The following is a 22,782-nucleotide window of genomic DNA, read 5'->3' on the forward strand; positions in this document are numbered from 1 at the left end:
GCAGAGGAAAAAGTGTAATGAAACGATTTCTGTCATCTGCGGCTCTGACCGCGTCTCTTACGACCGTCGCCGCGACGTCAGCGTCGGCGCAATCCATCGACGAAACCATCAACGGCATTTTTGCCAGTTCTACCGGCTGGTTCGTCAACCTGATCTTCAGCAACTTCCCAGGCACAAGCTTTCCGTGGATCGTTGGCTGGCTGGTGATCGCGGCGGTGATTTTCACCATTTATTTCGGAGTCATCCAGTTTCGCGCGTTTGGCCATGCGATTGCCTTGGTCAAGGGCGATTACTCCGATCCGGACGATGCCGGTGAGGTCAGTCACTTTCAGGCGTTGGCCACAGCGCTGTCGGGCACGGTCGGTCTTGGCAATATCGCGGGCGTTGCGGTGGCCGTTGGGATCGGCGGGCCGGGCGCGACATTCTGGATGATCCTCGCCGGTCTTCTGGGTATGGCGACCAAGTTCACCGAATGTACGCTGGGCGTGAAGTATCGCAACGAATACGCCAACGGCAAGGTGTCGGGCGGCCCGATGTATTACCTGACCAAAGGCTTTGCCGAGCGTGGCATGCCCGGTGGCAAGTTTCTTGCAATCATGTTCTCGATCTTCTGTATTCTCGGGTCGCTGGGCGGCGGCAACATGTTCCAGGCCAATCAGGCCCATGCCCAGTTGACCAATGTTCTGGGGTCTTATCCCGGCTGGATCACCGGCGTCATCTTTGCAGGTATCGTGTTTGCCGTGATCGTGGGTGGATTGAAATCCATCGCGCGGGTGACCGAAAAGGTTGTTCCAATCATGGGTATCTTGTATGTCGGAACGGCGCTTATCATTCTGCTGATCAACTTCGATCAGATCGGATGGGCGTTCGGTCAGATCTTTGCCGGTGCCTTTACCGGACTTGGCGTGGCCGGCGGTTTTGTCGGCGCGTTGATCCAGGGCTTCAAGCGGGCAGCGTTCTCGAACGAGGCAGGGGTCGGGTCGGCCGCGATTGCGCACTCTGCGGTTCGCACCAAAGAGCCGATCACAGAAGGCTTTGTGTCCTTGCTCGAGCCGCTGATCGACACCGTGATCGTATGCACGATGACGGCGCTTGTGATCACCATCACCGGCCAGTTGATCGCCGATCCGAATACCGGGAACTACCTCCTCAACGAGGCAGGAACGTCGATCCAGACGATCGGCGACGTTTCGGGTGTGGCTCTGACATCGGCCGCGTTCTCGGCATCGTTCAGCGGATTCAAGTATATCCTCGCGCTGGCGGTCATTCTGTTCGCGTTCTCGACGATGATCTCCTGGTCTTATTACGGCCTGAAAGCATGGACCTATCTGTTCGGAGAGGGAAAAACGCAGGAACTGGTCTTCAAGGTCATCTTCTGCGTGTTCGTGATCATAGGTGCCGCGGCCAGCCTTGGCCCTGTCATCGACTTCTCGGATGCGGCCATCTTTGCAATGGCGGTGGTCAACATCATCGGCCTTTACGTCTTGATGCCGATCGTGAAGCGCGAGCTGAACAGCTATTGGTCACGTCTCAAGTCAGGTGAGATCCGGAAATTCGTCTAGGGCACGGCGCGAACGTGCCAGACGGGTCGTACAGTAGTAAGTGATGGGCGGGCCTCCGGGTCCGCCCTGTTTTCTTTGCAGACGGAAAAGTGGTTTCAAAAGGCCGCGCAGTTCCTATATCAGTCACCTTCGCGGACCAAGGAGACCGCTGTAATGGCAAAGCCCAAGGACAACCCGAACTACAAGGTGATCGCCGAAAATCGGCGGGCGCGGTTCGACTATGCCATTGAGGACGATCTGGAAGTGGGAATCGTGCTGCAAGGCTCCGAGGTCAAATCGCTGCGCGAGAACAGCGGCAACATCGCCGAAAGCTATGCAGCGGTCGATGACGGCGAGCTGTGGTTGGTCAACTCGTATATCGCGCCCTATGATCGCGCGATGTTTCCCCACGAGGAGCGGCGGCGGCGCAAGTTGCTGGTGTCGCGCAAGGAATTGTCGCGTCTGTGGAACGAGACCCAGCGCAAGGGCATGACGCTTGTGCCACTGGTGCTTTACTTCAACCACAAGGGCGTGGCGAAGATGAAGATCGGCATCGCCAAGGGCAAGAAGAACCACGACAAGCGCGAAACTTCGGCCAAGCGCGACTGGGGTCGCCAGAAGCAACGTTTGCTCAAGAACGCCGGCTGACGCAGCCTTTGCCTTGCGGAGCGAGCGCCGCCCACTTATGCAGGACGCGTTTGTAGCTTCGAAGGCGCGCGTGATGGCACAGGACGATCCGAGAACCCTTGTTTCCACCGAATGGCTGGCCGCGCATATGCGCGACCCCGATCTGCGTATCCTGGATGGATCGTGTTACATGCCGGGGAGCGGTCGCGACGCCAAGGCAGAATACCATGCGGGCCACATTCCCGGCGCGCGGTTTTTCGATATCGACGACATCTCCGACAGCCGCTCCGACCTGCCACACATGGCACCGCCGATCGAGAAATTCGCGTCGCGGATGCGGGCGATGGGTGTGGGCGATGGCCATCAGGTCGTGGTCTATGACGGGTCGGGGCAGTTTTCTGCCGCCCGCGTCTGGTGGCTGTTCAAGTTGATGGGCCAGAAGGACGTGGCGGTTCTGGATGGCGGCTTGCCGAAATGGGTGGCCGAAGGACGCGAGATCGAGGATCTGCCGCCGATGGTGCGCGACCGGCACATCACGGTGCGGCGTCAGGCCCATCTGGTCAAGGACGTGACGCAAGTGTCGGCTGCCTGCAAACTGCGTGACTATGAAATCATCGACGCCCGGTCGCCCGGACGGTTTCGCGGTGAAGAGGAGGAACCCCGCGCCGGGTTGCGCGCAGGGCATATTCCGGGTTCGAAAAACGTCCATTATTCCAGCCTGCTGAACGATGATCAGACGATGAAATCGCCCAAAGAGACGCGCGCGATTTTTGAAGCGGCCGGTGTGGATCTGGGCAAGCCGGTGATCACCACATGCGGCTCGGGCGTGACGGCGGCAATCCTGTCGCTGGCGCTGGAGCGCATGGGCAAGGACGACCATTCCCTTTACGACGGCTCGTGGACCGAGTGGGGAATGTCCCCGACGCTGCCCGTAGCCACTGGAGACGACGATGTTTGAAACGCTGAAAGAACAACCCGCAGACAAGATTCTGGCTTTGGTGCAGACCTATCGCGACGATCCGCGCGAGGTGAAAGTGGACCTTGGAGTCGGTGTCTACAAGGATGCCTCCGGCAACACGCCGATCATGCGCGCGATCAAATCGGCAGAACAGCAATTGTGGGAAGCCGAGAAGACGAAGGCCTATACCGGACTTGCCGGTGATCCGGCTTTTGCCGATGCGATGATCGCGATGGTTCTGGGCGATGCGGTATCGCGGGAGCAGGTGGCCGCAGCCGCGACACCCGGCGGCACCGGCGCGGTGCGTCAGGGATTTGATCTCGTGCGCATGGCGAACCCGGATGCCCGTGTGTTCGTCAGCGATCCGACATGGCCCAACCATTTGTCGATCCTCAAGCATATGGGCATGGAGATGGTGCCCTATCGCTATTTCGACGACGAGACGCGCGGCGTTGATTTCAATGGCATGATGGAAGATCTGGCGCAGGCCAAAAAGGGCGACGTGGTGTTGGTGCATGGCTGCTGCCACAACCCGACGGGGGCCAATCTGAACATGACCGAATGGCAGGCGCTGGTTGATCTGCTGCTCAAGAACGGCGCGACGCCGATGGTCGACATCGCCTATCAGGGCTTTGGCGACGGGCTTGAGGAAGATGCGGCGGCAACCCGCCTGATTGCGTCTTCTGTGCCCGAGACAATCATCGCGGCGAGTTGTTCGAAGAACTTTGGCATCTACCGCGAACGCACCGGCATCCTGATGTTGGTCTCGCAGGACGCGGGCCAGCAGAAGCTGAATCAGGGCACGCTCGCTTACCTCAACCGGCAGAATTTCTCTTTTCCGCCCGATCACGGTGCGCGTCTGGTGACGATGGTTCTGGAGGACGACGCCTTGCGCTCCGACTGGAAGGCCGAGGTCGAGGAGATGCGGACCGGAATGCTGGCGCTGCGCGAGCAGTTGGCGGATGAATTGCGACGGTTGTCCGGTTCGGACCGATTTGGCTTTATCGCACAACATCGCGGCATGTTCTCCCGGCTTGGGGCGACGCCCGAACAGGTGGACCGTTTGCGCGATGAGCACGGCATTTACCTTGTCGGGGATTCGCGGTTGAACATCGCCGGACTGAACAAGAACACGGTGCCGATCGTGGCCAAAGCTATGATCGCGGTGGGGATCTGATCGCCAATTGATGGCGGCTTGTCTGCTGCCGCCGGTTTCCGGGGATTGATGTTTCACCGCGCGTCTTGCGGCGTCAGCAGATGCCGCAAGAGCGCCACCGGATGCCGGCGAAGCGTCAGGCGCATGGCGACGTAATCTTCGACCACCTGTTCGCCTTCGGTCATTTCAGGCAGCAGGGCGGCGGGCTCATGGATCAGTTCGTCATCAAGCGTGCCCGAAAACAACGGCAACGGCTTGCGCGTGCTGAGCGCCTTGGCATCCCAGAGAGCCTGACGGCGGGTCAGATCGGTGCCCTGGAACACATCCGCTTCGGCCAGCCGCGCGATGGTGGCCGGATCGAGACCGGCGCGGCGCCAGAGGTCATGGACGCTGTGATAGCCATTGCCGCGTCCGGCGGCGATCCATGTGGCGTCTTCTTCGGAAATGCCCTTGATCTGGCGAAAGCCGAGCCGCAAGGCGAGGCCGCCATGTTCATCGGGTTCCATCACATTGTCCCAGAAGCTTGCATTGATGCAAATGGGCAGGACGGTGACACCGTGTTCACGCGCATCGCGCACGATCTGGGCGGGGGCGTAAAAGCCCATCGGCTGGGAGTTGAGAAGCGCGCAGGCGAAGATGCCGGGGTGATGGCGCTTGATCCAGGCGCTGGCGTAGACCAGCAGCGCGAAGCTGGCGGCGTGGCTTTCGGGGAAACCGTAGGAGCCGAAGCCCTCGATCTGGGAAAAGCAGCGTTCTGCGAAATCCTCGTCATAGCCGTTGTTGCGCATGCCGCGCATGAAGAGGGTGCGGAATTCGCTGACGCTCCCGTGTTTCTTGAAGGTGGCAAGCGACCGGCGCAAGCGGTCGGCCTGTTCGGGGGTGAAGCCCGCGCCGACGATGGCGATCTGCATCGCCTGTTCCTGAAACAGTGGCACGCCCAGCGTCTTGCCCAGCACCGCGCCCAACTCGTCGGAGGGAAAGTTCACCTCTTCTTCGCCGTTGCGGCGGCGGATATAAGGATGAACCATGTCACCCTGGATGGGACCGGGGCGGATGATGGCGACCTCGATCACCAGATCGTAAAAGCAGCGCGGGCGCATCCGGGGCAGGAAGTTCATCTGCGCCCGGCTTTCGACCTGAAACACCCCGATGCTGTCAGCACGGCAGAGCATGTCATAGGTGCCCGGATCTTCGGAGGGCAGGGTGGCAAGCGTATAGCGTTGCCCATGATGTTGGGCGAGCAGGTCAAAGGATTTGCGGATGCAAGACAGCATCCCGAGTGAAAGCACATCCACCTTGAGGATGCCCAGCGCGTCGATATCGTCCTTGTCCCAGCAGATGACGGTGCGATCCTCCATCGTGGCGTTTTCGATCGGCACCAGTTCGTCAAGCCGTCCTTCGGTGATGATGAAGCCGCCGACATGCTGGGAGAGGTGTCGGGGAAAGCCGATGATCTCGAAGATCAGATCCATCGTTTGTGTCAGGCGGTGATCGTCCGGATCGAGGCCGATCTCCTGCATCCGCTGTCGTTCCAGCCCGTTGGACGAGAAGAACCCCCAGAGCTGAGAACTGAGTGCGCCGATGGTGTCCTGACTGAGCCCCATCGCAGCGCCGACCTCGCGGATGGCGCGTTTGCCGCGATAGTGGATCACGGTGGCGCAAAGCCCGGCGCGGTGACGGCCGTAGCGGTCGTAAATGTGCTGGATCACCTCCTCGCGACGTTCATGTTCGAAATCGACGTCGATATCGGGCGGCTCGTCGCGGGCTTCGGACACGAAACGCTCGAACACCATGGTGCCGATCTCTGGAGACACGGAGGTGACGCCCAAGGCATAGCAGACCACCGAATTGGCCGCTGATCCGCGCCCCTGACACAGGATGCCCCGTTCGCGTGCAAAGGCGACGATGTCGCGCACGGTCAGGAAATAGGGTTCGTATTTCAGCTTGGCGATCAGGGTGAGTTCATGCGCGAGGAGCTTCTTCACCTTCTCGGGCGCGCCATAGGGGTAGCGCCATTTGAGCCCCTCATGAGCGAGCCGGGCGAGCCGCTGGGTCGCGGTTTCGCGCCCCGTAATCTCGCTTGGATATTCGTAGCGCAGTTGACCGAGGTCGAATTGGCAGCGCTCGGCCAACCGTGCGGCGCGCTCCACGGCATCGGCATGGGGGCCAAGCAGACGACGCATGTCCGCTTCGCTGCGCAAACGCTGCTCGGCATTTGCCAGCGCCTGCGTGCCAAGCTCGTCGACGCGACAGCCCTGGCGGATGGCGCTGAGCACATCGGCCATGCGGCGGCGGCGGCCTTGGTGCATGATGGGGGTGGCGGAGGCGATGGTGGGCAGGTTCAGCCTGTCGGCCAGCGCGGCGGTCCGGGCGAAATGCGCCCTGTCGCACCCGTCATATCGAGGAGCCAGCAGCAGATGCATCTGCGCGCCAAAGCGGCGCGTCAGCCGCTGTGCCTGTGTCAGCCAATCATCCGCGCCGCGCGGCATCGTGGGGGCGGGAGGGTGAAGAAGCAGTTCCAGACCCTTCGCGCCAGCCATCAGATCGTCCAGCGTCAGATGGCAGCTTCCCTTCGGCGCGCGGCGGCGGCCGGTGGTGAGCAGGCGGCAAAGCGTTGCCCAGCCCTGCCGCGTGCGGGCCAGCGCGGTGAGTTCGAGCCCGCTGTCGAAAACCAGCTTCGCCGCCGGGATGAGACGCGGCACATCGGTCAGGATATGCGAGCGGCGATGGTTCAGGTGATCCGGAACGGGCGGGCCGATGATGCCGGTCTTTGCCTCCAGGCTGGCGCGTTCCCGCAACTGTCGCCTGATCGTTTCGCCTTCGGTCCAGGCGCGCACGATACCCGCGACCGTGTTTGTGTCGGCAATGGCAATGGCCGACAGGCCCAGCATGGCGGCACGATCCATGTACTCCTCGGGGTGGGACGCCCCGGTGAGGAAGGTGAAGTTGGACGTGATCGACAGCTCGGCGAACATGTCCCTTTTTATGTTCTTATTTTGTTCTAATTCCAGTGATTCGATTTTTATCTGTTAAGTGTTTGTAAGGTCTCGGGGAATAGGAACGGAGAGCCATGTCAGAACATGGGTATCGCCTGTCGCGTGATGAATCAGGAAGGTTTGGTTTTTGAGGAAAGTTCTGGACAAATCCGCCGTCAGGCGAAGGCGCAGCGTATCCGGCCCCGGCGGTTCGGCCAGTTCAGCAGCGTCGAAGCCAAAGAATTGGCCAATCTGCGGATAAAGCGCTTTGAACAGGGTTTCCTTGGCGGAAAAGGCCAGTGTCGCGTCGCGGGCGGTTTCGGTTTTCGACAGCAGCGCCTTGTCGCGATCGGACAGGGTTTGCGACAGGATGGCCTTCAGGCTGTCGCCCTCGGCGATCTGCTCGGTGTCTATCCCGTGGCTTTGCTGCGCGTCCGTGGAGATGAGTACCGCGCAACGCCCGCGCGCATGGGTGATGGAGCCGACAAGGCCGTAAGGCCAGACGGGAGCACGGGAGTCGGCGGTGCCCACAGGGTCCGGCGAAAGGCCCAAGGCACGTTGGCCGTGCCGCGCCAATAGTCGCCCGGCGAGGAATTCGGCCTGCCGTTTCGGAACCGCCCGCGCGATGCGCGAAGGAACGTCCATGCCCGAAACGAAGAAAAGATCAGGGTGAAACCGGTCGGGGTGATATTGCGCCGTCAGCAAGAGCGCGCCCCCGGTCAGGGAACGGGTTGCGATATCGGTCAAAAAACCGCTGTGATCTGGCTGTGTTTGGCGCAACATGATGATAGTGCAGACACGAGGCGCGGCAGGGCGTCAAGCGGCAGAGGTGACGATGGCGGACGAACAGGCACAGCGCGGTGTGGTTTATGTTGCGTGGGGCAAGGCCCATGTGGATGTGGCACGCCGGTCGGCCGCTTCGGTCAAAAAGCACAATCCCGATCTGCCTTGTGTGATCTGGTGTTCAGCAGGCGATGATACCAGCGGATTTGACGGATCATTCGTAATTCCCGACGGGTTGAAGCGACCCAAAACGGCGGTGTTGCAGGACAGCCCGTTTCAGGAAACGCTGTTTCTGGACAACGACACCATCATTCGCGCCGATCTGTCGCCGTTGTTCGGCCTGTTGCAAAACTTCGATCTGTGCGGCGCGCATGTGGTGCTTTGGCACCGGCCCCGCCATTTGAAAGTGTGGCGCAAGGAACTGCCGGAAAGTTTTCCCGAGATCAACACCGGCGTGTTGCTGTATCGCAAGAACGACAAGACAACCGCCTTTTTCGAATCCTGGGCGCGCGCGTTTGACGAGGCCGGGTTTCGTGTCGATCAAGTGACGTTTCGCGAATTGCTGTGGGATGCGGATTTGCGGTTTTACGTCCTGCCGCCGCAATTCAACAAGCGCGTCTTTGAGGGGTCCGAAGTGATCTACTCCGATCAGCCCAAGGCGCGCATCCTGCATCTGCCGATCCTGCGGCCGCAGAAAAACGGGTTCAAACGCTGGTTTTCGAACTTGATCAGGTAAACAGGCCGATGGATCATGCGTCCTACGCGGCGTAGTCCTTGCCGTTGTGGCAGGCGCATGTCAGCATCGACCTCAGGCTATTTGGACACATTCATGCACACAACCGCGACAGGTACCCAGACAGACATGCACACCAAGGCCGCGCATTTGCCGCAAACCGTTGATCCGCGCAATCCGGGAATGCCGCTGGATCTGGACTGGGTGATGCGGGCGACGGCGAATCGCTCCGCGATCGAACGCCGTGCAGCATCGCTGCCGGGGCGGCGATCTGTGAAGAAAGAGTATCAGGCGGCGTGGCTGTGCCGGGCGATCACGTGCATCGACCTGACGACATTGGCGGGGGACGATACGGTTGGCCGGGTCAACCGGCTTTGCGCCAAGGCGCGTCAGCCTGTGCGCAGCGATCTGTTGAAGGCGCTGGGCATGGAAGGTCTGACCGTTGGAGCGGTCTGCGTCTATCACGACATGATCGCGTCTGCGGTGGACGCTTTGGATGGGTCGGGCATTCCGGTGGCCGCCGTGAGCACCGGTTTTCCGGCGGGCCTGTCCCCGTTTCATTTGCGGCTGGCGGAAATCGGAGAGAGCGTAAAAGCCGGCGCTGGCGAGATCGACATCGTCATTTCGAGGCGTCATGTGCTCACCGGCGACTGGCAGGCGCTTTACGACGAAATGCAAGCGTTTCGCGCAGCCTGCGGTGACGCGCATGTAAAGGCCATTCTGGCGACGGGTGAATTGGGCACGTTGCAGAATGTCGCGCGGGCGTCGCTTGTTTGCATGATGGCGGGCGCGGATTTCATCAAGACCTCGACCGGCAAGGAAAGCGTGAACGCGACGCTGCCGGTATCACTCGTGATGATTCGCGCCATCCGCGAGTATTTCGAAGCAACCGGCATTCGTATCGGTTACAAGCCTGCGGGCGGAATTTCGAAAGCCAAGGATGCGTTGGTCTATCTGGCTCTGATCAAGGAAGAACTTGGCGACAGGTGGTTGCAAAACGACCTTTTCCGGTTCGGGGCGTCGTCGCTTTTGGGTGATATCGAACGTCAATTGGAACACCATGTGACCGGGGCGTATTCGGCCTCGTGGCGTCATCCCATCGGCTGATGTTGAATTTGCATATTTTTGAAGAGAAGAAGCCATGAGCGTGCAAGAGATTTTCGAGAGCATGGACTATGGAACGGCACCCGAGAGCGCCGGAGATGCCTTGGCGTGGGTGGTCGATCAGGGGGCTCGGTTCGGCCATTTCATCGACGGGACGATGACCGAACCCGGCGAGGTGTTCGAAAGCCGAAACCCCGCTACAGGTGAGGTTCTGGCCCAAATCACTCAGGCAAGCCAGGCCGATGTCGATGCGGCGGTCGCGGCGGCCCGCAAGGCGCAGGCGGGCTGGGCAAAGCTGGGCGGGCCGGGACGCGCGCGCTATATCTATGCTTTGGCGCGACTGTTGCAAAAACATGCACGCCTGTTCGCCGTGCTCGAGACCTTGGACAACGGCAAGCCGATCCGCGAAAGCCGCGACATCGACATCCCTTTGGCGCAGCGGCATTTCTATTATCACGCAGGTCAGGCGCAGCTGTTCGAGACGCAATGTGCCGGGCGCGTCGCGCATGGGGCGTGCGGTCAGGTTGTTCCCTGGAACTTTCCGCTCCTGATGCTGTCCTGGAAGGTGGCGCCTGCACTGGCGGCGGGCAACACGGTGGTGTTGAAACCGGCGGAATATACATCGCTCACGGCGCTGCTGTTTGCGGATATCTGTCGACAGGCCGGGCTTCCCAAAGGCGTGGTCAACATCGTGACCGGAGATGGAGCGGTCGGCGAGATGATTGTCACGCATCCCGACGTCGACAAGGTCGCGTTCACCGGATCGACGGCGGTCGGGCGGCGCATCCGCGAGGCGACGGCAGGCAGTGGCAAGTCGCTGACACTCGAGCTTGGCGGGAAATCTCCCTACATCGTGTTCGAAGATGCCGACTTGGATTCCGCGATCGAAGGTCTGGTCGATGCAATCTGGTTCAATCAGGGCCAGGTCTGTTGCGCCGGGTCGCGGCTGTTGGTGCAGGAAGGTGTGGCGGAGCGGTTTTATACCAAGCTGCGCACACGGATGGACAAGCTGCGCGTCGGCTCGCCCTTGGACAAATCAATTGACGTCGGGGCTATCGTCGATCCCAAGCAGCTGGAGACGATCAAGCGACTGGTTGCGGACAATTCCGCCGGCGAAACGTATCAGGCAGCGTGCGAAATGCCGGAGAGCGGTTGCTTTTATCCGCCGACGCTGATCACCGGTTTAAGCAGCGCCGATCCCCTGATGCAGGAAGAAATCTTTGGTCCTGTGCTTGTCGGAACAACCTTCCGCACGCCGTCCGAGGCGGTCGAGGTTGCCAACAACACGCGTTACGGGCTGGCGGCGACGCTGTGGAGCGAGAACATCAACGTCGCCTTGGACATCGCGCCGAAACTCGCCGCTGGGGTCGTTTGGGTGAACGGCACAAACATGTTCGATGCTGCCGCCCCGTTTGGAGGTCTGCGCGAAAGCGGGTTCGGGCGTGAGGGGGGGCCGGAAGGAATGATGGTCTACACCAGGCCGTCAGGTACGACCAAGGCCCTGCGACGGATCGAAGGGTTCAGCAGCGGGTCCGATACAGAGCCGCAAGCGGTAGACCGGACGGCAAAACTTTATATCGGTGGCAAGCAGGCGCGCCCCGATGGCGGCTATGCCTACGAAGTTTTCACCAAGCCAGGCAAGTTGATCGGGCAAGCGCCACTGGCCAATCGCAAGGACGTTCGCAACGCTGTCGAGGCGGCGCGCGGTGCCGTAGGTTGGGCGGCGACGACGGCGCATCTGCGAGCCCAGATCCTCTACTACATCGCCGAGAACCTTGCGGCGCGCAAAGACGAATTCGCCAAGTCGCTCAACCGAATGACCGGTGGCCGTTCCGGCGCGAGTGAAGTTGATGCGTCGGTGAACCGGCTGTTCACCTATGCAGCCTGGGCAGACAAGTTCGACGGGCGGGTCGCGCAGGTTCCGCTGCGTGGAGTCGCCCTGGCGATGCGAGAACCCTGCGGTGTGATCGGTGCGTTTTGCCCGGACGATCATCCGCTGCTTGGGTTGGTGTCCGTATTGGCACCGGCCCTAGCGATGGGGAACCGGGTGATTCTGGTTGCGTCCGAGCCCTATCCTCTGGCGGCGACCGATTTTTATCAAATCCTGGACACGTCCGATGTACCCGGCGGCGTGGTCAACATTCTAACGGGTCGTCATGCAGAGCTTGTGCCGACGCTGGCCAGTCATATGGATGTCGAGGCCGTTTGGTCTTTCTCGTCCTCCGATCTTTCAGCCGAGATCGAAAGAGGCGCGGCGCAGAACCTCAAGCGCACGTGGGTCAACAACGGCCGAAATCGCGACTGGATGGGCGCGGATGGTGAAGGCGTGGTCTTTCTTGATGCAGCCACAGAGGTGAAGACGGTCTGGGTGCCCTATGGCGCCTGAGTGCCCTATTTTGTCGCAGTCATTGAGAAACCGCATGGGCGATGTTAATTTGAATGCATCCAGCGCCAGAATTGTATCGGCGCGCTTTATTAGGAGGACGATGTCCTGTCTCTTCATACCGATGTGGCTCATGCCACACACGGGGGTCTGCCGATGAACGGCACGCCCGGAAACCGAACTGCCAGCGACGCGTTGCTCGCGGCAATTCTTGCGGAACTTCAAGACAGCAAAGCCGAGGAAATCGTGCAGATCGACCTGCGCGGTAAGACGTCAATCGGCGATTACATGGTTATCTGCTCCGGTCGCTCGACCCGTCAGGTGTCTTCGATCGCCGAGAAACTGGTGGACAAGCTGAAAGCGGACCACGGTGTTCTGGCCAAGATCGAAGGCAAGGAAACCGGTGATTGGGTGCTGATCGACACTGGCGATGTGATCGTTCACGTGTTCCGGCCCGAAGTCCGGGAATTCTACCAGTTGGAAAAGATGTGGCTCCCGGCGGGGACGGCCCAGGCCAACTGACATGCGCGTTCATCTGCGCGCCGTAGGGCGGCTTGCGGGCCGCTCTGAAGAACGTGCCCTCGTCGACGATTACATGGCGCGCTTTGGTCAGACCGGGCGCGCTCTTGGCTGGCGCACCGGAACCGAGGTCGAGGTTGAGGACAAGAAGGGCGGCGGCTTGGCAGCGGAAGCGGTGCTGCTGCGGGATGCCTTGCCTTCCGGCAGTGTCACGGTGTGTCTTGACGAGCGTGGCCGCGTTTTGTCGTCGCCGGATTTTTCCGACCAATTGCGCAAGTGGGCGGATCAAGGCCGATCCGATGTGGCGTTTGTGATCGGCGGCGCGGACGGGATTGATCCATCTTTACGGTCCGAGGCTGATCTTCTGCTGTCGTTCGGCAAGATGGTGTGGCCGCACAAGCTGGTTCGGGTGATGCTGGCCGAACAATTGTATCGCGCCGCGACGATCGCCGCCGGGTCGCCCTATCATCGGGTTTGATCCGCGACTTTTACGAATACGCAATAATCAGCAAGATCACCCCAACCACCACACGATACACGACGTAGGGCGTGAAGCTGGTGGATTTGAGCAGTCGCATCATCAGCGCAAGCGCCCCCAATGCGGCCACAAACGCAAAACCCGCAGCGATGGCGGCGTCCTTGAGGATGGCGACGTCCGCTTCGTGTCGCATTTCCAGACCAAGTAACGTGCCGGATGCGATGATCGTGGGGATCGACATCAGCATCGCCAGGCGCGCGGCGTTCTCGCGGTCATACCCGAGGCGCCGGCCCGCCGTGATCGTGATGCCGGACCTTGACGTGCCGGGAATAAGCGCGATGGCCTGCCACAGCCCCATGATCAGGGCGTCCTTCACCGTCCAGTCAGAGGCTTGCTTCGCGGTCGCACCCGTCTGATCGGCCCAATAAAGGACGACGCCGAACACCAGCATGGCCCACCCGATGACTGCGGTCGAACGGAGCGCATCGGCGTATCCGGTCAGCGTCAAGACAAGGCCGAGAACCACGACCGGAACTGTCGCGATCAGGAGGCAAACAGCCCAGACCGCACCTTGGGTGTCGAGTTGGCCCTTGAGCAACGGGGCGAACCCCTTGGCCGCGATCTTCACATCCGACCAGAAAAACAACACCACGGCGAGAAGCGTTCCGACGTGAACAGCCACATCCAGCGTTTGGCCCTGATCCTCGATTCCGGTCAGATTGGGCAGGAGAATCAAATGTCCGGAAGACGAAATCGGAAGAAATTCGGTAATTCCCTGGATCAACGCCAGTATGAGCAGGTGTGTCAGTGCCATAGGTTACGCGCCGGATCGAGGTTGATCACGGGTATAATCCGTTAAGATTAGATAGAAAGTCCTAATTTAAGTCCGTATCGGACCTAAAAGCGTGAAAAAATGGCGTGCATTATCAATGTGAGACCAAAAAAAAGGAAAATAGGTCAGCACTATTTACTATAATTTCGTTTTGGATTGGTGTACGTCGTCTCAACCAGACGCAGGGAGTACATAAGTCGATGGCCCATCAGCCGATGTTGAAGTTTGTGAAGGTTGCGCGCGATATGCCGCTGAAACGCGATGCGCAGGCGCGGCGCGAAGATTTTCACGAGATTTACGCCGAATACGCTGACGCCAAGGCGAAAGAGCAAGCCAGCCGGTGTTCGCAGTGCGGTGTTCCTTACTGCCAGTCACATTGCCCGCTGCACAACAACATACCCGACTGGCTGCGTCTGACGGCCGAGGGGCGCTTGCAAGAGGCCTATGAGTTGAGCCAGGCCACAAACACCTTTCCTGAAATCTGTGGCCGCATTTGTCCGCAGGACCGTTTGTGCGAAGGCAATTGTGTGATCGAGCAGTCGGGTCACGGCACCGTCACGATTGGTGCAGTCGAGAAATACATCACCGATACCGCTTGGGACGAAGGCTGGGTCAAGCCCATTGCGCCATTACAGGAACGTGCTGAAAGCGTTGGAATCATCGGCGCGGGACCGGGCGGTCTGGCGGCTGCGGATGTGCTGCGCCGTCAGGGTGTGCAGGTGACGGTTTATGATCGCTATGATCGCGCTGGCGGTCTTATGACCTATGGTATTCCGGGGTTCAAACTTGAAAAGCCCGTGGTGATGCGCAGGAATCAGCAGCTCGAGCAGGGCGGTGTGACGTTCCGGCTGGATTGCAATGTTGGCGAGGATATCTCGTTTGCCGATCTTCGCGCCAAACATGACGCGGTGATCATCGCAACCGGCGTTTACAAATCGCGCGATCTGGGCGGGCCCGGATCAGGAGCCGATGGCATCATCAAGGCTCTGGATTATCTTACCGCGTCGAACCGCAAGAGCTTTGGCGATGATGTTGCGGAATATGACAGCGGCGCCCTGAATGCTGAGGGCAAGAAGGTGGTGGTGATTGGCGGCGGCGATACGGCGATGGATTGCGTCCGCACCGCGATCCGCCAAGGGGCGGAAAGCGTCAAATGCCTGTACCGCCGCGACCGTGCCAACATGCCGGGAAGCCAGCGCGAAGTGCAGAACGCCGAGGAGGAAGGTGTGCAGTTCGAGTGGCTGACCGCTCCGATGGGGTTTGTTGGCGATCCTGTCGAAGGGGTGATGGTGCAACGCATGCGTCTTGGTTTGCCCGACGCCACCGGACGCCAGATGCCCGAGATGATTGAAGGGTCCGACTATATGAAACCGGCCGATATCGTCATCAAGGCACTGGGCTTTGAGCCCGAGGCTTTGCCGACGCTTTGGGATGTGCCGGAATTGCCGGTAACCCGATGGGGTACGATCAAGGCCGAGTTCACCACCGGAGCCACCGATCTTCCCGGCGTCTATGCCGTTGGCGATATCGTGCGCGGAGCGTCGCTGGTGGTTTGGGCCATTCGCGACGGGCGCGACTGCGCCGAGGCAGTGATGCAGCAGCTCAACGGCGCCAGTGCCGTCGCGGCGGAATAATATTTCAATGACGACGCTCGCGTGACGGCGCAACGCGCTTTTGCAGGCGAGCCCCTGAGGAGGGATACCAATGATCAAATATGACGCAGACTGGGTTGCTGCCGAGGAAGCCAAGCGCAAGTGGATGGCAGAGAACGGGCTTTATTCCGAGGAAGATGAACACTCATCTTGCGGTGTGGGCCTGGTTGTTTCACTTGACGGATCGGCCAGCCGCAAGGTGGTCGAAGCCGGGATCGACGCGCTCAAGGCAATCTGGCACCGGGGCGCTGTGGATGCGGATGGCAAGACCGGCGACGGCGCTGGCATCCATGTGCAAATCCCGGTGTCGTTCTTCTACGACCAGATCAAACGCACTGGCCACACGCCGCGCGAAGATGAATTGATGGCGATCGGGCAGGTATTCTTGCCGCGCACCGATCTGGGCGCGCAGGAAATCTGCCGAACCATCGTGGAAACCGAAGTCCTGCGCATGGGCTATTACATCTATGGTTGGCGCCACGTTCCGGTGAACATTGATTGTCTGGGCGAAAAGGCCAACGCGACGCGCCCCGAGATCGAGCAGATCCTGATCACCAATGGCAAGGGAGTCGACGAAGAAACCTTCGAGCGCGAGCTTTACGTCATTCGCCGCCGCATCGAGAAAGCCGCGGCTGCTGCCGGTGTCGGGCATCTTTATATCGCGTCGCTGTCGTGCCGGTCGATCATCTACAAGGGCATGATGCTGGCCGAGCAGGTGGCGGAATTCTATCCCGACCTCCAGGACGAGCGGTTCGAGAGCGCTTTTGCGATTTATCATCAGCGCTATTCCACCAACACCTTTCCGCAATGGTGGCTGGCACAACCGTTTCGCATGCTGGCCCACAATGGCGAGATCAATACGCTCAAGGGCAATATCAACTGGATGAAAAGCCACGAGATCCGCATGGCGTCCTCGGCGTTCGGTGACATGGCCGACGACATCAAGCCGATCATCGCCACCGGGGCATCGGATTCCGCCGCTCTGGATGCGGTGTTCGAGGTGCTGGTGCGCGCAGGCCGCAATGCGCCGATGGCCAAGACGATGCTGGTGCCTGAGTCGTGGTCCAAGCAAGCCGTCGAACTGCCGCAGACCTGGCGTGATATGTATTCCTACTGCAACAGCGTGATGGAGCCGTGGGATGGCCCCGCGGCGCTTGCGATGACCGATGGCCGCTGGGTCTGTGCCGGGCTTGACCGGAACGGGTTGCGCCCGATGCGCTATGTCGTGACGGGCGATGGTTTGCTGATCGCCGGATCAGAAGCCGGGATGGTGCCCATTGACGAGGGCACCGTGCGTGAAAAGGGAGCGCTTGGACCGGGGCAGATGCTGGCCGTGGATATGGCCGAGGGCAAGCTTTACCGGGACGTGGAGATCAAGGACAAGCTGGCAGCGGGCCGCCCGTTCGGCGAATGGGTCGGCAAGATTCACGAGATGGACAGGGAACTGGCCAGCGTGACCGAGACGGCAAACTTTGAAGGCGCCGAACTGCGCCGCCGCCAGATCGCTGCGGGATATACGATTGAGGAACTGGAGCAGATTCTGGCTCCGATGGCCGAGGACGGGAAAGAGGCATTGGCGTCGATGGGCGACGATACGCCGTCCGCCGTCTTGTCCAAGAAGTACCGTCCGCTATCACATTATTTCCGTCAGAATTTCAGCCAGGTGACAAACCCGCCAATCGACAGCTTGCGCGAATTTCGCGTGATGAGCCTCAAGACGCGGTTCGGCAACCTCAAGAACGTGCTCGACGAAAGCAGCGCGCAGACCGAAATTCTGGTGCTGGACAGCCCGTTTGTCGGCAATGCGCAGTTCAAGGCCTTGATCGGCCAGTTCAAAAGGTCACTTGGCGAAATCGACTGCACGTTCCCAGCGGGAGATGATCCGCGTGCCCTCCAAGTGGCGTTGGAACGGGTGCGGTCCGAGGCCGAGGATGCGGTTCGATCGGGTGCGGGCCATCTCATCCTGACCGACGAACACTGCGACACCGACAAGATCGCAATTCCGATGATCCTTGCCACAAGCGCGGTACACAGCCATCTGACACGCAAGGGGCTGCGGACGTTTTGTTCGCTCAACGTGCGGTCGGCGGAATGCATCGATCCGCATTACTTTGCCGTTCTGATTGGTGCCGGTGCGACAGTGGTCAACGCCTATCTGGCCGAGGATTCGCTGGCCGACCGGATCAATCGCGGATTGCTCGACCTATCACTGACGCAAGCGGTTGCGAAGTACCGCGAAGCGATTGATCAGGGGCTGCTCAAGATCATGTCCAAGATGGGCATCTCGGTGGTCTCGTCCTATCGGGGCGGTTTGAACTTTGAGGCTGTCGGCCTGAGCCGCGCCATGTGTGCTGAATACTTCCCCGGTATCCTGTCGCGAATCTCGGGCATTGGTCTGAACGGTCTGCAACGCAAGGCCGAGCAGGTTCATGCGCTGGGCTTTCGCGGTGGTCAGGATGTGCTGCCCATCGGCGGCTTTTACAAGGCGCGCAAAAGCGGCGAGACGCACGCATGGGGCGCGCAGACGATGCATTTGATGCAGATGGCGTGCAACAAGGCGAGCTATGAGCTTTGGAAGACCTATTCCAAGGCGATGCAAGCGAACCCGCCGATTCATCTGCGCGACCTCTTGGCGATCAAGCCGTTGGGCGCGCCGATCCCGCTGGAGCAGGTGGAGAGCATCACCTCGATCCGCAAGCGGTTCGTGACTCCGGGCATGTCGCTTGGAGCGTTGAGTCCGGAAGCCCACAAGACGCTGAACGTGGCGATGAACCGGATCGGGGCAAAGTCCGATAGCGGCGAGGGCGGTGAAGACCCGGCACATTTCGTGCCGGAATCGAACGGCGACAACCCGTCGGCGAAGATCAAGCAGGTGGCGTCGGGCCGGTTCGGAGTGACCGCCGAATACCTGAACCAATGCGAAGAGCTGGAGATCAAGGTCGCGCAGGGCGCCAAGCCCGGTGAGGGAGGCCAGTTGCCGGGGATGAAGGTGACTGACCTGATCGCCCGCTTGCGCCACTCGACCAAGGGCGTCACGCTGATTTCCCCGCCGCCGCATCACGATATCTATTCCATCGAGGATCTGGCGCAGCTGATCTACGATCTCAAGCAGATCAATCCGCGCTGCAAGGTGACGGTCAAGCTGGTCGCGTCCTCCGGTGTTGGCACAATCGCCGCAGGTGTGGCCAAGGCTAAGGCGGATATCATCCTGATTTCCGGCCATAATGGCGGCACGGGTGCGTCGCCCGCAACGTCGATCAAACATGCCGGCCTGCCGTGGGAGATGGGGCTGACCGAGGCGCATCAGGTTCTGTCGATGAACAAGCTCAGGGATCGTGTGACCCTGCGCACCGATGGCGGCCTTCGCACTGGGCGCGATATTGTCATGGCCGCGATGCTCGGGGCCGAGGAATACGGTATCGGCACCGCCGCGCTGATCGCGATGGGGTGCATCATGGTGCGCCAGTGCCAGTCCAACACCTGCCCGGTGGGCGTGTGTACACAGGACGAGGATCTGCGCGCGAAGTTTACCGGCAGTGCCGACAAGGTGGTGAACCTCATCACGTTTTACGCACAGGAAGTGCGCGAGATCCTCGCCTCCATCGGCGCAAGATCCTTGGAAGACGTGATCGGGCGTGCCGATCTTCTGTCACAGGTCAGCCGGGGATCGGACCATCTGGACGATCTTGATCTCAACCCGTTGCTGATCCGGGTCGATGGGTCGGACGACATTGTCTACGACCGCAACCGTCCCCGCAATGCGGTGCCTGATACGCTTGACGCCGAGATCGTGCGCGATGCCGCGCGGTTTCTTGAGGATGGCGAGAAGATGCAGCTCTCTTATGCCGTGCAGAACACCGACAGAACTGTCGGGACGCGCACGTCGAGCCATATCGTGCGGGCGTTTGGCATGCGGAACTCCTTGCAGCCTGATCACCTGACGGTGAAATTGACCGGCTCTGCAGGTCAATCGTTGGGCGCATTTGCAGCTCCGGGTTTGAAACTGGAAGTGTCGGGCGATGCAAATGACTACGTTGGAAAGGGGCTGTCCGGCGGCATGATCGTCGTGCGTCCCCGGATGATGTCGCCGCTGGTGGCGGCGGATAACACGATCATCGGCAACACCGTGCTTTACGGTGCGACAGACGGCTATCTGTTCGCCGCCGGGCGCGCGGGAGAGCGGTTTGCAGTTCGCAATTCCGGCGCGAAGGTTGTGGTCGAAGGATGTGGATCGAACGGCTGTGAATACATGACCGGCGGTGTCGCGGTGATCCTGGGTGAAATCGGCGCGAATTTCGGTGCAGGCATGACCGGAGGGATGGCCTATCTTTATGATCCCGAAGGGTGTGCGCAGCCTTTGATGAATATGGACAGCATCGTCACGTGTCCGGTGAGCGTGCAACATTGGGAAGATCAGCTAAAGGGTCTGATCGAGCAGCACGTTGCGGAGACCGGCAGCCGCAAGGGACAGGACATCCTGCAACACTGGAGCCTTGAAATCGGCAATTTCCTTCAAATCTGCCCCAGAGAGATGCTTGACAAGATCACCCACCCCCTGAGCGTGGAAGACGCGGCCGTTCCGGCGGAATAAACCGACTACGACAGCTATGGAAAAAGCCCGGTTTCTGCCGGGCTTTTTCATGTCGAGTTATGGACTTGCAAGGCCTTCGCGGTCTTAGTGTAGCGGAGATGGGTCGCGAGGAGGCAACGGGATGAATCTGGCAAAACTGGCGGCTGAAGCGAAGGATCGGGGCACACCAGTGCGCGCCGGATTGATTGGCGCCGGGAAATTCGGCTCCATGTTCCTCAGTCAGGTTCCCACGATCGCCGGGCTGGAAGTGACCGCGATTGCCGATCTTGATACGGACCGCGCACGCACAGCCTGTGCTGCCGTCGGCTGGGATACGAGCCGCATTGATGGCACAGCATTTGTCGAGGATGGCGCGGAACTGGCGGCGCGCGACGATGTCGATGTCGTGATCGAAGCCACCGGCCATCCGCGCGCCGGAATTGCACATGCCCGCGCTGCGATGGCGGCTGGCAAGCATGTGGTAATGGTCAATGTCGAGGCGGATGTCCTGGTCGGTCCGATGCTGGCAAAGGAAGCAAAGGCGGCGGGTGTCGTCTATTCCATGGCCTATGGCGATCAGCCGGCGCTGGTGGCGGAAATGGTCGATTGGGCGCGTGCCACAGGATTCACCGTTGCGGCGGCTGGCAAGGGTACGAAGTATCTACCCGCCTATCATCAGGTCACGCCGGATGACGTGTGGGCGCATTACGGTCTGACACCGGAGGAGGCCAAGGCGGCGGGGATGAACCCGCAGATGTTCAACTCCTTTCTGGATGGCACCAAGAGCGCGATCGAAATGGTTGCCATCGCCAATGCCTGTGGCTTGAACGTCCCGAGCCAAGGGCTCGCGTTTCCGCCTTGCGGCGTTGACGATCTGGCCCATGTGCTGCGTCCCAAGGCAGTGGGTGGGCAGCTTGAAGGCACCGGCATGGTCGAAACGGTCTCGTCAATCGAACGTGACGGTCGCCCGGTCTTCCGCGATCTTCGCTGGGGCGTCTATGTGGTACTGGAGGCACCGAACGACTATGCGGCGGCCTGTTTCCGGCAATACGGTATGCCCACCGATTCGACCGGGCGGTACGCGTCCATGTACAAGCCCTTCCACCTCATCGGACTGGAGTTGTCGATCTCGGTCTTGAGTGCGGCACTGCGCCATGAACCCACGGGCCAAACGCAGGAGGTGCGTGGCACAGTCGCCTCGGTCGCCAAGCGCGACTTGAAAGCGGGCGAGGTGCTGGACGGAGAGGGCGGATATACCGTCTACGGCAAGGCATTGCCGCTTTCCCGCGCCGGGGCCGCGTTACCGATCGGGTTGGCGCAAGGTGTGACGCTGACCCGCGCGGTTCCGATGGGCGCGGTTGTGGACTTCGCGGATGTGTCTCTCGAAACAGACCCTGTGGCCCGCATGTATCGCGATATGATCGGGCATTAGCTTGCTGGAGTTCCCTCCAAATTTTGCGGCGGAAAGCCTATGTAAACGTCTCTCTTTCTTGGTTTTGCCTCGCATGAGCCACGGGCGGGCCAAAGTGCAATGCCACAAGCGGGGACGATAAAATGTGACGGATGTTTTCTTGGATGATGCCAGCGCCTAAGGTGCCTGCGATGGCAGGTGGTAAATCAGAACAATCCGCGCCGCAGGAACCTCGACTGAACAAGCCGAAGCGGTCCCGCAAGCGCAACACGAAGCCGCCTTCGCTGGTGGATCGCATTCTTGCGCCGTATCGCTGGACGGTTCGCTGGACGCTCCGTGGGTTTATCGCTTTGGTTGTTCTGGCTGTGGCCATGGTCGCGCTGTTTGGGGTGGTCAATCCACCAACGACCCACACGATGTGGTCAGAGGGCAGGCGGCTGAACGAGCCAGTGGATCACACTTGGGTTGCGGCGAGCCAGATTGCACCGGTGATGATGCGGTCTGCCGTGGCGGCAGAGGATGCGAATTTCTGTCTGCACTGGGGGTTTGATGTCGCCGCAATTCAGGCAGCGATAGAGGCCGGAGGCGCGCGGGGAGCGTCGACCATATCCCAACAGGTGGTCAAGAATGTCTATCTCTGGCAGGGCCGCTCCTGGGTGCGCAAGGCACTCGAAGCGGGTTTGACACCGATGATGGAAGCGATGTGGTCAAAGCGGCGCATCTTGGAAGTGTATCTGAACATTGCCGAGTTCGACGAGGGCGTGTTCGGCGTTCAGGCGGCAGCGGTGCACTATTTTGGCGTTGACGCACGGGATTTGACGGCGCTTCAGGCGGCGCGTCTTGCCGCGGTGCTGCCGTCGCCCAAAGACCGTTCGGCGTCGCGTCCAAGCAATTTCGTGCAACGCCGCGCCGCGTCGATCCGTGCCGGGGCCGAGACGATCAAGGCAGACGGTCGCGCGGCCTGTTTCGAGGGGTGAGGAACTTGCCGAGTGCGTGAAAGGCGCAGTTGCAGTAAACCAAAGGGAATTTCGAAGGCTGTTCATTCAGGCGGGGTCTGGCG

16 protein-coding genes are annotated in these 22,782 nt (G+C 60.4%); 13 read left to right on the forward strand and 3 right to left on the reverse strand.

The window, feature by feature from the left end; genetic code table 11:
• Window positions 1-17: 17 nt before the first annotated feature.
• From ACGKZZ_RS02115 to ACGKZZ_RS02130, 4 genes are all read left to right on the forward strand, one after another.
• Entirely contained in the window at window positions 18-1,562 is a 1,545-nt protein-coding gene (locus tag ACGKZZ_RS02115; RefSeq protein WP_411221775.1) for an alanine/glycine:cation symporter family protein, read from the forward strand.
• Window positions 1,563-1,715: 153 nt separating this feature from the next.
• Window positions 1,716-2,189, forward strand: coding sequence for an SsrA-binding protein SmpB (gene smpB, locus ACGKZZ_RS02120; protein ID WP_411221776.1), 474 nt, complete (start codon window positions 1,716-1,718; stop codon window positions 2,187-2,189).
• A gap of 73 nt (window positions 2,190-2,262) precedes the next feature.
• A complete protein-coding gene (gene sseA / locus ACGKZZ_RS02125) occupies window positions 2,263-3,126 on the forward strand; it encodes a 3-mercaptopyruvate sulfurtransferase (protein ID WP_411221777.1) in 864 nt (287 codons plus the stop codon).
• On the forward strand, window positions 3,119-4,303 hold the full coding sequence (locus ACGKZZ_RS02130) for an aromatic amino acid transaminase (protein WP_411221778.1): 1,185 nt from the start codon (window positions 3,119-3,121) through the stop codon (window positions 4,301-4,303). The genes sseA and ACGKZZ_RS02130 overlap by 8 nt, the downstream gene beginning before the upstream one ends.
• 53 nt (window positions 4,304-4,356) lie before the next feature.
• Here the strand turns inward: ACGKZZ_RS02130 and ACGKZZ_RS02135 are convergent, their stop codons facing one another.
• Together ACGKZZ_RS02135 and ACGKZZ_RS02140 are read right to left on the reverse strand one after the other, a co-directional pair.
• Window positions 4,357-7,257: an error-prone DNA polymerase gene (locus ACGKZZ_RS02135; RefSeq protein WP_411221779.1), complete on the reverse strand. Its 2,901-nt coding sequence runs from the start codon at window positions 7,255-7,257 to the stop codon at window positions 4,357-4,359.
• A gap of 54 nt (window positions 7,258-7,311) precedes the next feature.
• Window positions 7,312-8,004 carry a 4'-phosphopantetheinyl transferase family protein gene (locus tag ACGKZZ_RS02140; protein ID WP_411221780.1) on the reverse strand — a complete coding sequence of 231 codons (693 nt, stop codon included), beginning with the start codon at window positions 8,002-8,004 and terminating at the stop codon, window positions 7,312-7,314.
• Window positions 8,005-8,038: 34 nt separating this feature from the next.
• Here ACGKZZ_RS02140 and ACGKZZ_RS02145 point away from each other — a divergent pair, with 34 nt between their 5' ends.
• The 5 genes from ACGKZZ_RS02145 to rlmH all read left to right on the forward strand — a co-directional run bounded on the left by ACGKZZ_RS02145 (window position 8,039) and on the right by rlmH (window position 13,257).
• Window positions 8,039-8,776, forward strand: coding sequence for a hypothetical protein (locus ACGKZZ_RS02145; RefSeq protein ID WP_411221781.1), 738 nt, complete (start codon window positions 8,039-8,041; stop codon window positions 8,774-8,776).
• Window positions 8,777-8,902: 126 nt separating this feature from the next.
• Window positions 8,903-9,880, forward strand: a complete 978-nt coding sequence (gene deoC / locus ACGKZZ_RS02150) for a deoxyribose-phosphate aldolase (RefSeq protein ID WP_411222193.1) — start codon at window positions 8,903-8,905, stop codon at window positions 9,878-9,880.
• 34 nt (window positions 9,881-9,914) lie between these two features.
• Window positions 9,915-12,263 (forward strand): aldehyde dehydrogenase family protein, encoded by a 2,349-nt coding sequence (locus tag ACGKZZ_RS02155; RefSeq protein ID WP_411221782.1) that lies wholly within the window; start codon window positions 9,915-9,917, stop codon window positions 12,261-12,263.
• Between the two features lie 153 nt (window positions 12,264-12,416).
• Window positions 12,417-12,782: a ribosome silencing factor gene (gene rsfS, locus ACGKZZ_RS02160; RefSeq protein WP_411221783.1), complete on the forward strand. Its 366-nt coding sequence runs from the start codon at window positions 12,417-12,419 to the stop codon at window positions 12,780-12,782.
• 1 nt (window position 12,783) lies between these two features.
• The gene (gene rlmH / locus ACGKZZ_RS02165) at window positions 12,784-13,257 is read left to right on the forward strand and encodes a 23S rRNA (pseudouridine(1915)-N(3))-methyltransferase RlmH (protein WP_411221784.1); all 474 of its coding nucleotides are present in this window, start codon (window positions 12,784-12,786) and stop codon (window positions 13,255-13,257) included.
• A 10-nt stretch (window positions 13,258-13,267) separates the two neighbouring features.
• On the opposite strand, the gene ACGKZZ_RS02170 is transcribed toward rlmH, so the two are convergent.
• Entirely contained in the window at window positions 13,268-14,071 is an 804-nt protein-coding gene (locus tag ACGKZZ_RS02170; RefSeq protein ID WP_411221785.1) for an undecaprenyl-diphosphate phosphatase, read from the reverse strand.
• Window positions 14,072-14,289: 218 nt separating this feature from the next.
• Here ACGKZZ_RS02170 and ACGKZZ_RS02175 point away from each other — a divergent pair, with 218 nt between their 5' ends.
• The 4 genes from ACGKZZ_RS02175 (at window position 14,290) to mtgA (ending at window position 22,699) form a co-directional block, all read left to right on the forward strand.
• A complete protein-coding gene (locus ACGKZZ_RS02175) occupies window positions 14,290-15,723 on the forward strand; it encodes an NAD(P)-dependent oxidoreductase (protein WP_411221786.1) in 1,434 nt (477 codons plus the stop codon).
• 70 nt (window positions 15,724-15,793) lie between these two features.
• Entirely contained in the window at window positions 15,794-20,332 is a 4,539-nt protein-coding gene (gene gltB, locus ACGKZZ_RS02180) for a glutamate synthase large subunit (RefSeq protein WP_411221787.1), read from the forward strand.
• 121 nt (window positions 20,333-20,453) lie between these two features.
• Window positions 20,454-21,743, forward strand: coding sequence for an NAD(P)H-dependent oxidoreductase (locus ACGKZZ_RS02185; RefSeq protein ID WP_411221788.1), 1,290 nt, complete (start codon window positions 20,454-20,456; stop codon window positions 21,741-21,743).
• 170 nt (window positions 21,744-21,913) lie between these two features.
• Window positions 21,914-22,699 (forward strand): monofunctional biosynthetic peptidoglycan transglycosylase, encoded by a 786-nt coding sequence (gene mtgA / locus ACGKZZ_RS02190; protein ID WP_411222194.1) that lies wholly within the window; start codon window positions 21,914-21,916, stop codon window positions 22,697-22,699.
• Window positions 22,700-22,782 lie beyond the last annotated feature (83 nt).

It is taken from the genome of Marivita sp. S2033 (assembly GCF_046592965.1).
Lineage (GTDB): Bacteria > Pseudomonadota > Alphaproteobacteria > Rhodobacterales > Rhodobacteraceae > Marivita.